Source organism: Rothia sp. HMSC076D04 (genome assembly GCF_001814645.1).
Lineage (GTDB): Bacteria > Actinomycetota > Actinomycetes > Actinomycetales > Micrococcaceae > Rothia > Rothia mucilaginosa.
The window spans coordinates 160,585-173,746 of the sequence record NZ_KV817374.1; the positions used below are offsets into that span (position 1 = coordinate 160,585).

Sequence of the window (13,162 nt, forward strand, 5' to 3'; positions counted from 1 at the left end):
TGAGGACCCGAAGCCTGCCGATCCCAAGCCTGAGAATCCGAAGGAAGAAGCCGCTAAGGACCAGATTGTTCTGCCCTACACGTCCGAGTGGAAGTACATGGTCTCTACCCAGGCTCCCAACCGTAAGTACGGTTGGAAGTACAACTTCCACTTCAGCCTGGAAGATATTGCGCAGGAAGCATGGCAGACCGGCAAGACCCCGATTGGGGTCGGTACTGGTAACCTTAACACCTCCGTTAAGGTTCCGCTCGTGCGTTCCCGCCACAATATCTACGCCTACACCACCATCCAGCTCACTCGTGAGCAGGCCAGCCGTGATCTCGTGCTGACCACTTACGCGGATGACGCTATTGCGGTGGGTGTCAACGGTGAAGAGGTTGGTCGTTCCAACTTTGACACTCGTGGAAAGCTGTGGAATAGCGCGATTGCATCGAGCTCGATTGATACCGCTACGGCTCAGAAGACTCCGGTGACCTTCACCGTTCCGGCTTCTCAGCTGAAGGCTGGTGAGAACCTCATCGCTGTTGAGGTTCACCCGGGCATTAGCCGACGTAACGTTCGCCCGAATGTGAGCTTCGATTTGCAGGCTACCTCCAAGGCACCGGTTGCTGAGCAGCCCGCCGAGAAGGAAGGCGACAAGGAGGCGGATGCTCCCGCCGCACACGAGGCTGAGCAGCCCGTGGTCGACAACGCGAACAACGCGGCAGCCGGCCAGGGCGAGCGACGCATCGTCAATAACGGAGTCGGAACCCGCGTTCCGATGCAGTCTCGAAGGAACTAATACCTTCTAGATAATCTCAGCTAAATGGGGTTTGATTTTCTGAATGATTCAGGAAATCAAACCCCATTTGCGTATATTCCCCACTTTTCCGTGTTTTTTGCATCATTTATTCCCATTATTTGTGCTTCTGTCATGTGCCTCTCTGCACAATGTTCAGAAATGTTTTCTAAATCCACAATTCACGAGAACAAAGCGCCGATAACCCCCTCTAACAGCACACCAAGCCTACCCGAAGGATCCCGCAAATCTGCACCAAAGCGCATTGTCAGAGGGTTTTTACGACACAATTGTTGACCCTGACCACACGCCCCCTGTTGCACTTCATCTCGTTGTAAAATATCTATATAGTGGTGTACGTGAAAAAAGGGACCAACCACCTCTTTTTTCGCGTGCGAGACTTCCGGACTTTCTCGCAACCACCCCGAAAGGGAGTAATTCACTCTCCTTCACTCCTCTCACCGATTAAAAAGGAATGTGCATGTCCACCTCTGAGGCACCTCACGCCCCGAACTCCGCACCCGCATCGGGATTTTCTGCGAAGTTTTCTCACACCCTGCGCTCTCTTGAAGCAGCGCAGAAGCCCGGCATTGGCGTTCCCGCCTACACCCGCTGGGTCAACCGCCGAGTAGCACGCTACTTCGCCGCGGCAGCTGTCGCTCTGGGCATCACCCCCAACGGCGTCACCGCGATTTCCGCTGCATGTTCCGCTGCAGGCCTCATCGTTCTGATTACCTGCCCTCCCAGCATTGGTGTGGGCATCTGCGTTGCACTGCTTTTCGCTCTCGGTTACGGCCTGGACTCCGCTGACGGCCAGGTTGCTCGCGTGACCGGCGCGTCCTCCCCCGCCGGTGAGTGGCTCGACCATGTGGTCGACTCCATCCGTGTGCCCTCCGTGCACATGGCAACTCTGCTCTCCTTCCTGCTGTACCCTGCGCACTACTCCTTTACCGGTTCCAACGCATTCAACGGCTGGATCATTGCGATGCCCATGATTTTCACCGCGCTGACCGCCGGTCACTTCATGAGCCAGATTCTTGCTGAGCAGCTACGCAACAACCGCAAGACCGCTGCTCCCCCGACCGGTGGCCCCCTGCGCTCCTTCATCAACCTGCACATGGACGCTGGTACCCTCTGCTGGATCTACATTTTCCTTGGCTTCGGACCCGTGTTCGTCATCGTCTACGCGCTGCTTCTGCTGGCTAATGCCGCAACCGTCCTGCTGTCCATGCGTCGCAAGTACGTTAGCCTCGCGACCCCCGCTGAGTAAGGAGAACCCCAATGATGCACTTCACCTCTCGCAACCCTGCTGTTTCCGCCGTTATCGCAACCAACGGCAAGCGCCCCGAACTGCTTCGCGTGGCGGTCCGCTCCATCCTTGAGCAGAGCTACCGCGGCTTCGTTGAAGTTGTTGTCGTCTTTGACCGTGTTGAGCCCGACCGCCTCGAGGACATTGAGGTCGGCGAAAACCGTGCCCTGAAGATTGTCTCCAACACCCGCTCTGGCGGTCTGGCTGGCGGCCGCAACAGCGGCATCATTGCCTCCAGCGGTGAGATGATTGGCTTCTGCGATGACGACGACTATTGGATGCCGTCCAAGCTCACCCAGCAGGTCGCTCTCTGGCGCGAAAACCCCGAAGCAGCCGCTATCTCTTCGGGTATTACCGTCCGCTCCGGCGGTCAGGATATCGTGCGCCTGGCGCCCGAGCGCGCAACCTTCGCGGACTTCCTGCGTTCGCGCATCACCGAGATTCACCCTTCCGCTATGCTGTACTCTCGCGAGGATTTGCTCGGCGTTGACGGTAAGCCCGCTCGCATCGGCCTGGTCGATGAGGAGCTGCCCGCTGCCTACGGTGAAGACTACGACCTGCTGCTGCGTGCAACCCGCCACGGCGATGTGCTGAGCGTGCCCGAGCCGCTGATTCTGGTGCTCTGGGACCGCCCCTCATTCTTCTCCGGTAAGTGGCAGTCCATGGTTGACGGTCTGAGCTACATTCTGCGTAAGTTCCCCGAATTTGAGCAGGATCCCAAGGGTCTGGCACGTATCGCCGGTCAGATTGCGTACGCTCAGGCGTCGCTGGGTAACAACAAGGAGGCGCGTGCCTACGCTCGCTCCGCTCTGCGCCGCGACCCCAAGCAGCTTCGTGCTTGGGCGGCGTATGTTGTGTCCACCGGCATTATTAAGCCCGCTACTCTTCTTGATCTCGTCCAGAAGACCGGTCGAGGTCTCTAACCAGGTATCGCACAGACATGGTTTCCTCTTCCGTTCTTTCCCCTCCGGGTACTTCGCCTGTGGCTCTGAAGGATTCCGCCGGGTCGGTTAATACGCCGCCTAGCGGTATTCTGCGTGCCCGCGCGCGCATCCGCCCGGTGTCTACGGCGCAGAAGAAGCTCCCCGCCTGGCCTCTGCTGGCGTTGCTGTACGGCTTCCCGGCGCTGTGGGCTCTGGGGCTGCTTCAGATTGCACCGCTGGTACTGGCAGCGATCATACTTTTTTACCTCATCATTCGAGGTAATGTGCGTGTTCCCGGTTCCCTGTGGGTCTGGGGTGCATTCTGCGTGTGGGTTGTTGTTGCGGCACTTGCTCTGACCCGTTCCACCGACATTATTGGTTGGGGTCTGCGCTTTGTGAATATTCTCAGTGCCGGCATTTACGCCCTGTACTACTACAATGCGCGCTCCTCTATTAGCGTCAATAGGCTGCTGGGCGGTCTGGCAACTCTGTGGGTGACCCTGATTGTTTTGGGTTACGGCGGCGTTCTCTTCCCCGAGTTCCGTCTGCGTACCCCGATGAGCTTCATCATGCCTTCTGGCTTTATGCAGAACCTGCTGGTGCGCGACTACATGCTTCCTCCCCTGGCGGAGGTTCAGCGTCCTTGGGGTGCGCCTGAGGCGTATATTCGCCCCTCCGCGCCGTTCCCTTACGCGAATAGTTGGGGTCTGGCGTACACCCTGCTCACCCCGGTGATGCTGGCGTGCCTGCTGCGTCTGCGTTCCATCTGGTTGCGTATCGCACTGCTAATCGGCATGGCGCTTTCTACCGTGCCGGCAATTGCGACCAGTAACCGCGGTATGTTCATTGGTCTGGGTATCAGCGCAGCGTACGTACTGCTGCGTCAGTTCCTTGCAGCTAATTGGCGTGCTGTGGGTATGGGTGTTGCGGCAATCGTAGCTGTGGTTGTGGCGCTCTTTGCGTCGGGCACCGTGGATAATATTCTGGGTCGTCAGGACTACTCGGACTCCACCGGTGGTCGTGCGGCGCTCTACCGCGCTACTTGGAAAGCGACTTTGGAGTCCCCGATTATTGGTTACGGCACTCCGCGTATGGAACCGAGCATTGGCGTGTCAATGGGTACCCAGGGATACCTGTGGACTCTGATGTTCTGCTTTGGCTTCGTGGGTCTGGCGCTGTTCGCGCTCTTCATGGTGTGCACTGTGGCAAGCGGTGCACGAGTGAAGACCACGCCCGGGTATTGGCTCCATAGCGTGCCGGTAGCGTGCTGTGTTGTCTTCATCTTCTACAGCTTCGATATCGCTCAGCTGACCATTCTGATGCTCGCGTCGATGGCATGTATTCGTTCCATTCGGGATGGTGAGGGGCTATGACGAAGAATCAGTCCCCTCGTGGTTTAGAGACCTCTGCGGTTTCAGCTTTCGATGATGCCTACTCGACGGGTGGTCACCCTAGCCGCCGTGCACGCCTACGTGAGAGCGGCGAGTACGTGGAGCCGGTAGTGGAGCTGACTGATTCGCAGGTGGAATCTTCTGCTGATGAGTTCGCTCCGACGGTGGACGACATCCGTTCCGGTCGTTTTCCTGCGACCACGGCGCTGTCGATTGTGCCTCCGGCTCGAGGCTTTGCTTCCGAGGAGTCGTTGCCCGGTTCTTTGGAGGCGGGTTCCTCAGCGGCGAACGCTACCGCTGTAGCGGGTGCTCATCTGCCCGGTTCCCGGCGGATTGCCCCGGCTACTGCTGAGTCTGTAGAAAAGGCACAGGAAGAAAAGACTCTGACTGAGAAGGCTAAGCCTTCCGCGTCAGGTGTTCCGGCAGATAGCGCATCCGCAAAGAGCGCGCCGGTTAAGAAAGCTCCCGCTAAGGGTAAGCAGCCCAGCCTGGCGAAGAGCGGCTCTCTTGCTTCGCTGTGCGTGATGTACGGTGCGGGTATCGCATTTGTGACCACGATGGTGGTGTCGAATGGTATTGGTGCTGAGGGTTCGGGCGAGTTCTTCCGTCTGATGGCGTTGTTCGCGATTGCGATTTCACTGGTGACCTTCGGCGCGGATACTGGCTTGGTTCGTACGATGAGCGCTCAGCGGGCGCTGGGACGTTACGGTGTGTTGCCGCAGCTAATCCGTTACGGTCTGATTCCTTCGCTGGTGACTTCGGTGCTTCTGGTGACGGGTGTTTACATCTACACCGGGATTGTGCCGATGGCTCCCGAGTATCAGGCGGCGATGCGCGTCAGCTCCGCTTTCGTGCTGGTGGCGGCGTTGATGACGGTGTTCTTCGGCGCTCTGCGTGGTCTGCATCGTGTGGTGACTTTTACGCTCCTGCAGAATGTTCTGCTTCCTACTCTGCGTTTTGCGGCTGTGGGTTTGGTGGTTCTGTTCTCGGGTCAGCTCATGGATTTGGTTTACGCTTGGACCATTCCGGTGGCGATTACCGCGGTGGTTGCCCTGTGGCTTTTGGAGCGGGCGTTCCCCTCGGAGGAGCATCTGGAGGTTCTTCCTTCTGAGGATTCTCCGACCGAGACGTTCCGTTCGTTCTGGGGTTTCAGCTCTGCACGCGGTGTCGCAACCGTTGTGGAAACGATTCTGGAGTGGATTGACGTGCTGGTGGTGACGGCGTTCTTAGGTGCTGCTGCAGGTGGTGTCTATGGTGCTGTGAACCGTTGTGTTCGTGTGGGTGCCATGATTGAGCACACCGGACGTGTGGTGACCGGCCCGTCGATTAGTGCGGCGTTGGCGACTCGTCAGCTCGATCGTGCTCGAGAGATTTTCCTATCGACTACTCGCGTGTTGACTGCTCTGTCTTGGCCGTTCTACCTCTCCTTGGCGTTCTTTGGTCCGGTTCTTCTGGGCTTCTTCGGTAAGGGTTTTGAGGCTGGCGCCGGTATTCTCTGGGTGATTTGCCCGGCGGCGATGCTGTCGATGAGTGCCGGTGGTGTGCAGTCTGTTCTGCTGATGAGCGGTAAGAGTCGCTGGCAGCTGTTGAACAAGTTCTCCTCGCTGGTGGTGGCTGTGACTTTGAACTTCACCTTGGTTCCGGTCTGGGGCCTGTACGGTGCGGTGACGGCGTGGGCATCGGCTCTGCTGATTGACACCTTCTTGGCGAGCTACCAGGTGTTCCGTTTGGTGGGTATTCGTGCTTCGGTCCGTGAGATGGCTCCTTCGCTCTTCTTGGGTGCGGCTGTTCCGACAGCGTGTGCTCTGGTGTCTTTGACTTTCTTGGATCAGAGCGTATTGGGCGTCATCGTGTACGTGGTGCTTCTGGTGCCGGTGTACGGTGCGGTGCTGTACCGCTTCCGTAAGGCTCTCGGTATTGAGCGTTTCCTTTCCGCCCGCCGTGCGAAGTCTTAGTCTTCCGCTTCTTCTACGTTTTTCTCCGATATTTAGTGTCCGTTTCTCTTCCTCTAGGATGTCCTCATGGATAACACCTCTCATTCCTCCTCGGTTACCCTTGGCAGCCAGGTACGTCGCATTTTCCGACACCCTCTGCTAATTCTGCTGTCAGTCGTGGTTTTCGCTGTGGCGGGTGCCGTCTACGGCTACATGACCAATAGCAAGTACACTTCTAAGGCTTCGCTGGTTGTTTACCCGCTGGTGGTTGATCCCGCCGGTACCGGTAGCGCTAACTCCGCGAAGGTGGATATTGCGACCGAGTCTCGTGTTGCTTCCTCTCGTGAGGTTGCGCAGAACGCCGCGAAGTCTCTGATTGCTAATGGCGATACCCTCTCTGAGGCTCAGCTGACCAGCCGCCTGATGAACTCCGTCAAGGTGACCGGTACCTCCCAGACTGCTGTGCTGGATATTGAGGTAACCCGCCCCAACGGCACGGATGCTGCACGTTACGCTAACGCTATGGCAAACGCGTACCTGCAGGTTCGTTCCGAGTCTCTGAAGAGCAGCGTTGATTCCGCTCTGCACCAGATTGATGAGCAGATTTCTGCTCTCGAGGGTGATAACGGCCGTGCGGGTCTGCTTTCTCAGCTGCAGGAGCGTCGCGCCCAGATTCAGCTGACTTCCACCACCGGTGGCCGTGTGATGAGCGAGGCTCAGGTTCCTTCTTCTTCCTCGGCTCTTGGCCCGGTGAAGATGGCTATTGTTGGTGCTGTTGCCGGTCTGCTGATTGGTGCTGTGCTGGCTTACGGTCGTGACCGCACCATGCGTCACGTTGGTTACGCTGACCGTCTGGAAGATGCTGGCATCCCGGTTCACGAGCTGGGTTCCTCTTCGGAGGCGAATGACGCGTTCATGCTGCTGCGCACCATGGGTGCTCCCGACGGCGATGTGAAGAGCGCTGGCGCTTCCGGCATTGTCATTCTGCCCGGTACTGACCGCGGCGTTGAGCACCTGTACCAGATGCTGCAGCGTGTTCTGCCCACCGAGTACGCACGTTTCACCGATTACGCTTCGGTCCGTGACGCTCTGACCCGCCACACTCCCGAGTCGCTGGTTGAGAAGAGCGAGACTCCTCTGGTGATTAGCCTGAGCACCGCTACTCCCCTATCGACCCAGCTGCGTTTCGTTCAGGCTGGCGGCGTGGCTCTGGTTCCGGTGGCTGCAGCTACTTCTCTGCAGCAGGTTCGTGAGCTTTTCGCTCAGCTGGATCAGCTTGAGGGCGTGAACGCTCTGGCTGTTTTCCTGGACCGCGAATAACTAGACCGGGAGTAACTGGACCGCGCGTAATCGGGGTCTATTGATGGATGCCTCGCCTCTGTGCGGGTTCGTCCTTCGTCCTTGAGCGTAGGGTGCGGTGGTACCTGCTGAGGCGGATCTATTGTGATAGGTCTGTTGATGCCGGTTCCGTAGGGCCCGTCAGCTCACCCTTATCTTCTCTTCTTATTTTTCTCTTGTATTGGGGCTTTAGGAGAACACTATGACTGAGGCAACTTCCTCTCAGGCACCGAAGAAGCTTCTGCTGGTTTCTAGCAGTGGCGGACACTTGAAGCATCTGACAGCTACTTCTGCTGCGTGGCAGGATTATGACCGCGTGTGGGTTAGCTTTAAGCAGCCCGATGTTGAATCTTCTCTCGCGGATGAGAAGACCTATTGGGCGTATTACCCGACCACTCGAAATATTAAGAACGCTATTCGTAATCTGTTCTTGGCATTTCGTATTTTCCCGAAGGAACGTCCGGATGCGGTTGTTTCTGCGGGTGCAGGTGTTGCTGTTCCTTTCTTTGTTGCAGCTAAACTTTTTGGCGTAAAGACTCTTTATATTGAGTGTTTTGACCGCCCAACTCTGCCGACGATGACCGGCAAGATGCTGTACACCTTTGCTGATCGAATTATTGTTCAGAGCGAGGAACAGCAGGAGAATTTCCCTGATTCTCGTGTGATTCATCCCATTTTCTAAGAGTGATGAATTTATCCTGAAAATAGCGTCCCCGCGTGTGCTGAGGGCGTTATTTTCAGGGTATAGTATTTATTAATACATACAGATACGCATAAGTCGTGCGCTCCACTGTGGACTCACCATCCAAGCGAACTAACCACTCGCCAGAGAAGCGTATGCGGAGATTACTCACCATTTTCTCCGGCACGACGCCGCCACGTATACCAATGATGCCCTCCGGATTTTTGCGTCAGGTATACGGGGTTACTACCGATAAATACATAGAGAGGAATAGGCTATGTCTATTCAGAACTTCCCCCGCGTCAGCGTTGATACTTCCAAGTTCGACCTGCCCGTATTTACTCCTGCCGTCGCGCCCGTTCGTATTCCTACCAAGACTTACGATTTGGTGGTGTCCCTCGGCACCGACGTTCACACTTTTGATCGTCTTCTGCGTTGGGTTGAGGCTTATCTTGAGGCTCACCCCAAGGTCACCTGCCTCGTGCAGCATGGTCACACTGCGCCCATTAAGCACGCAGACAACCTCAAGCTTCTTCCCGCCTCCGAACTGCTGGACTACTACGCAACCGCGCGCGTAGTGCTGGTTCAGGGCGGCCCCGGTTCCATCCAGGATGCACGCCGCACCGGCGCTCTGCCCCTGGCTGTTCCGCGCCGCGCAGAGTTCGACGAGGTCGTTGACAACCACCAGGTCCCCTTCACCACTCTGATGGAGAAGCGCGGCCACGCTGTTGTTGTTGAAAGCCGCGAAGACCTCTTCGACAAGCTGGATCTTGCTCTGGCGAACCCCTCCCTGTTCCGCACCGCTGAGCCCTACATCTCCACCCCGGAGATTTCTGCAGCACAGCTGAGCGAGGAACTGCAGGATCTGCTTGCTGGCAAGACCCACCGTAAGGATTCCTTCTGGGGTCGCCTGAAGCAGGCTGCTCGCGCACACCGTGCGGGTAAGGCTGAGATGGCTCGCATCGACGCGATGGCTCCCAGCGCCTAAAAAGCTTTAGCTTTCTATGCCCCGCATCCTTAGCGATGCGATGTGGGAGCCGCCCGAAGGTGTTTCCCTCATTTTTAGACCGGCATGCGAATCCTCCAACCACCCTGTGAGAGGCTGTGGATGTTTTCCCTTGTTCACGGCATATTCTCAGGTGGATTCGCGTCTTTACATTGGTTGCGAAACCCCGCGCACCGTATCCTTAGAAGGGATAATGCGCGGGGTTTTCGCGCACTACGAAAGGAACAATTATGGCAGTTCAGGAATCGACCGTTATCAACGCAAACGTTGAGCAGGTTATCGAGGCATTCTCCAGCGAGGACTTCGCACGCTTCGTCTGCTCCGAGGTTGGCGTTGAGTTCGGTAGCTTCTCCGTTTCCGGTGACACCTCCGCTGAGTTCACCGCAACCACCGAACGTACCGTGCCCGCTGAGCGCGTGCCGGACATCGCTCGTAAGTTCGTCGGCAACGGCGTTGCTATGACCCAGGTGGACACCGTAAGCGCACCGGCTGCTGACGGCTCCCGCACCGTTTCTACCGAGGTCAAGGTCAACGGCGTTCCCGTGTCCGCTCAGGCTACTCAGAAGCTGACCCCCGAGGGTGAGCAGACCCGCCTGGACGTCAACGGTGAGGTCTCCTGCTCCATCCCGCTGGTGGGCAAGAAGATTGCAGCCGCTGCTGAGCCCCAGGTTGGCCGCGTACTGAAGGTTCTGGGCACCTCCGCTGAGAAGTGGCTGGCACAGCGCTAAAGCTTATGAGACGCTCACCTTTGAGGTGTAGCTGATATACGGCTAGATACACCAAGATACAGAGGATCCCCGTCGTAAGTAATTACGGCGGGGATCCTCTGTTCTTTATGGGTCTCTATGAGCTCTAGAGCCCTGATAAGGACATATAAGCATTAGGAGGCGACAGCGTTAGGAAGCGACAATCGCCTCGGAGTATTCGCGCTCGCCAAGCAGTTCGGCGAAACGGCGCATCTCTACGCGCAGGTCGTGCTCTGCTTCGAGCAGGTCAACGACCTTGCGCAGCTTGGTGCTGGAGGTGTGCTCGGTGTAGGGGAAGTAGTGTACTTCAACGCCAACCTCTGCGAAGCGTGCTTCCAGGGCGTTACCCTTGTCGGTGCCCTTCCAGTCGTCGCCCTTGAAGAAGACGTTGAAGGGCTTCTGCTTCCAGGTTTCGAGTTTGTCGGGGGTGGTTTCGACGTGCACTTCGTCCACGTAGTCGATGTGGCTGACGATGGCGGCACGCTCTTCGATGGGGATGACGGGGCGGCGGCCCTTGGTCACTTCCAGAACGTCATCGTGCACGACGCCTGCGATGAGGTAGTCGCAGTTTTCCTTGGCCTTGCGGAGAATCTCGAGGTGGCCGTAGTGGAAAAGGTCGTAGGCGCCTGCGGCGTAGCCAATAATCATGGGGGTTCCTTGTGGTTGGTAGCGGCGATGGGTATTCCGGTGTGGTTGAGGTACCAGAGCGGTGAAAAACATATCCGCGGTCTGGGGTGAGAGCCTAAGAATAAGTGAAGAATGTGCAATATTGAGAAAATATTTTCTTATTATTGCCCTATTTCTTCTCGCTGTCACCTCAGAGTGTGCGGGTCCGAAAAGAGTTTCTCGAGGGTGCTGGTTGGGCGCCCTTCGTCCTTTTATTTTACCAGTCACCTTTTTGGAGGAAAAAGAGAAAGATATAAAAATGAGGCGGATACAGTGTAGTATCCGCCTCATATTTTCTATACGTCGCTTGAAATCAAAGAAAGCTTATATAGATAAACAATTAACCGCTAGATTTTAGCGAAGAGTTTTAGCCAGTATTTTCTGCACGCTTTGACCGCATATACTTACGTTCTTGTGCAATATTTTAGGTTCAGTAGCCATTTGGTATTTTCGATTGGCGTTCAAATACTAGCTACTCCCCCACCGGTTCAGCCTACCTTCTCAGCAAAGGTTTAGTTCTTCGCAGCTGCTTCCTTAGTGGCTTCCTCAACGGCAACCCAGGAGAGCATCGCGCACTTCACGCGCGCCATGAACTTCGAAACACCGGAGAATGCAGCCATATCGCCGTACTCTTCTTCATCCAGGGTCACCTTACCGCGCGAGCGCAGCATCTCGCGGAACGCATCCACGTGGTGCTGAAGCTCGGAGGTGGTCATGCCAGGAGCCATTTCAGAGAGCACAGAAGCGGCAGCCATGGAGATAGAGCAACCGTCGCCTTCCCAAGAGATCGACTCGATGGTCTTCTCGCCATCCTTCAGCTCATCAGAGAGCACCACACGCAGGTTGATTTCGTCACCGCAGGTGGGGTTGTACTGGTGGTTATCGGCACTTGCGTGACCGGCGGGTACCTCTACGAGGTGCTCGCCGCTACGCTGCTTAGAATGCTCCAGAATAATTTCCTGGTACAGGGATTCAAGAGACACGGTGTTCTTCTTCCGTCAGTTGGTATGTCTGAAAAATTTGGGGCGCTAGCGTCTAACGCGTCTGCTTTAGAGGCCGAAGTAGGGGCGTACTTCGGCGAGTGCCTTCAGGAAAGCATCCACATCTTCGGTGGTGTTGTAGATGTAGGTGGAGGCGCGGGTCGAGGCAGTCACGCCGGCGCAGCGGTGTAGCGGCTGGGCGCAGTGGTGACCCACGCGCACGGCGATGCCCTGAGTGTCGAGTAGCTGACCCACATCGTGCGGGTGTACACCCTCGATGGCGAGGGCGACCAGGCCGGCACGCTTGGTGGGATCGGTGGGGCCAAGCAGTCGCACGCCTTCAATCTTCTGAACGCCCTCAACGAGGCGAGCGCCCAGTTCGTGTTCCCACGCCTCAACGTTCTCCATGCCCAAGTGCTGCAGGTAGCGCACAGCGGCAGCGAAAGCAACCGCCTGCGAGACGCGCTGGGTGCCCGCCTCAAACTTGATGGGGGCGGGCATGTACTCGGCGTCCTGCAGACCCACACGGGTAATCATGGAGCCGCCGGTCAGGAAGGGCGGCAGGGCGTTCAGCAGCTCTGCGCGGCCGTAGAGGGCGCCAATGCCGGTGGGTGCCAGCATCTTGTGGCCGGAGAACGCCGCAAAGTCGACGTCCAGGGCGTGGAAGTCTACGGGCATGTGCGGCACGGACTGGCAGGCGTCCAGTACAACGATTGCGCCGTGCTTACGAGCCATAGCAACCATGCGGGGCACATCAGTAATTGCGCCAGTCACGTTCGAGACGTGGGTGAACGCCACGATGCGGGTCTTCTCGTTGATGATGCTCTCGGCTGCCTCGTAGTCGAGCTGACCGTCCTCGGTGGAGGGGATGTGGCGCAGGGTTGCGCCGGTTCGCTGAGCAAGAATCTGCCAGGGAATGAGGTTCGCGTGGTGCTCAATCTCGGTGGTGACAATTTCGTCGCCAGGGCCCAGCGCGAAACGCTCAGCAGCCGGACCGCCGATACCCTGAGAGGCGTTGCCAATGGAGTAGGCGACCAGGTTCAGCGCCTCGGTTGCATTAGAGGTCCACACGAGCTCTTCATCAGTGGCGCCAACGAAGTTCGCAACGGTGATGCGCGCATCCTCGAACAGGTCGGTTGCCTCAACCGCGAGGGTGTGTGCGCCGCGGTGCACGGCAGAGTTAGCGTGCAGGTAGAAGTTACGTTCAGCGTCGAGCACCTGAAGCGGTTTCTGACTGGTTGCCCCCGAATCCAGGTAGACCAAGGGGTGCCCGTTGACCTCAGTGTTGAGGATCGGGAAATCCTGGCGAAGCTGGCGTACGATCTCGTCGCTCAGCGGGGTGTTGGCGGGGGTGGAGTATTCAGCCACGGGTACCTTCTTCTCTCGCTCATACGCTCCACGGGTCGGGT

General features: G+C 57.3%; 11 protein-coding genes and 1 pseudogene. 9 read left to right on the forward strand and 3 right to left on the reverse strand.

What is annotated here, in order from left to right; all coding sequences use genetic code 11:
* The 9 genes and pseudogenes from HMPREF2980_RS09665 to HMPREF2980_RS08520 form a co-directional block, all read left to right on the forward strand.
* Positions 1-781: pseudogene (locus tag HMPREF2980_RS09665) on the forward strand (hypothetical protein); the annotation flags it as partial.
* Between the two features lie 478 nt (positions 782-1,259).
* Positions 1,260-2,048: a CDP-alcohol phosphatidyltransferase family protein gene (locus HMPREF2980_RS08485; protein WP_049345169.1), complete on the forward strand. Its 789-nt coding sequence runs from the start codon at positions 1,260-1,262 to the stop codon at positions 2,046-2,048.
* 11 nt (positions 2,049-2,059) lie between these two features.
* Entirely contained in the window at positions 2,060-3,010 is a 951-nt protein-coding gene (locus HMPREF2980_RS08490; protein WP_049345168.1) for a glycosyltransferase family 2 protein, read from the forward strand.
* 17 nt (positions 3,011-3,027) lie between these two features.
* Positions 3,028-4,383, forward strand: a complete 1,356-nt coding sequence (locus HMPREF2980_RS08495; RefSeq protein WP_070691402.1) for an O-antigen ligase family protein — start codon at positions 3,028-3,030, stop codon at positions 4,381-4,383.
* Positions 4,380-6,356: a lipopolysaccharide biosynthesis protein gene (locus HMPREF2980_RS08500; protein WP_070691404.1), complete on the forward strand. Its 1,977-nt coding sequence runs from the start codon at positions 4,380-4,382 to the stop codon at positions 6,354-6,356. The genes HMPREF2980_RS08495 and HMPREF2980_RS08500 overlap by 4 nt, the downstream gene beginning before the upstream one ends.
* 66 nt (positions 6,357-6,422) lie before the next feature.
* On the forward strand, positions 6,423-7,655 hold the full coding sequence (locus HMPREF2980_RS08505; protein WP_070691406.1) for a Wzz/FepE/Etk N-terminal domain-containing protein: 1,233 nt from the start codon (positions 6,423-6,425) through the stop codon (positions 7,653-7,655).
* A gap of 220 nt (positions 7,656-7,875) precedes the next feature.
* The gene (pssD, locus tag HMPREF2980_RS08510; RefSeq protein ID WP_049350003.1) at positions 7,876-8,355 is read left to right on the forward strand and encodes a PssD/Cps14F family polysaccharide biosynthesis glycosyltransferase; all 480 of its coding nucleotides are present in this window, start codon (positions 7,876-7,878) and stop codon (positions 8,353-8,355) included.
* 277 nt (positions 8,356-8,632) lie between these two features.
* Positions 8,633-9,343 carry a glycosyltransferase gene (locus HMPREF2980_RS08515; RefSeq protein ID WP_070691410.1) on the forward strand — a complete coding sequence of 237 codons (711 nt, stop codon included), beginning with the start codon at positions 8,633-8,635 and terminating at the stop codon, positions 9,341-9,343.
* A 248-nt stretch (positions 9,344-9,591) separates the two neighbouring features.
* Positions 9,592-10,089: a DUF2505 domain-containing protein gene (locus HMPREF2980_RS08520; RefSeq protein ID WP_049338798.1), complete on the forward strand. Its 498-nt coding sequence runs from the start codon at positions 9,592-9,594 to the stop codon at positions 10,087-10,089.
* Between the two features lie 168 nt (positions 10,090-10,257).
* Here HMPREF2980_RS08520 and HMPREF2980_RS08525 read toward each other — a convergent pair whose 3' ends face one another.
* From HMPREF2980_RS08525 to HMPREF2980_RS08535, 3 genes are all read right to left on the reverse strand, one after another.
* A complete protein-coding gene (locus HMPREF2980_RS08525) occupies positions 10,258-10,755 on the reverse strand; it encodes an FAD synthase family protein (protein ID WP_005508886.1) in 498 nt (165 codons plus the stop codon).
* 530 nt (positions 10,756-11,285) lie between these two features.
* On the reverse strand, positions 11,286-11,756 hold the full coding sequence (gene sufU / locus HMPREF2980_RS08530; protein ID WP_070691413.1) for a Fe-S cluster assembly sulfur transfer protein SufU: 471 nt from the start codon (positions 11,754-11,756) through the stop codon (positions 11,286-11,288).
* A gap of 66 nt (positions 11,757-11,822) precedes the next feature.
* Positions 11,823-13,121 carry an aminotransferase class V-fold PLP-dependent enzyme gene (locus HMPREF2980_RS08535; protein ID WP_070691416.1) on the reverse strand — a complete coding sequence of 433 codons (1,299 nt, stop codon included), beginning with the start codon at positions 13,119-13,121 and terminating at the stop codon, positions 11,823-11,825.
* Positions 13,122-13,162 lie beyond the last annotated feature (41 nt).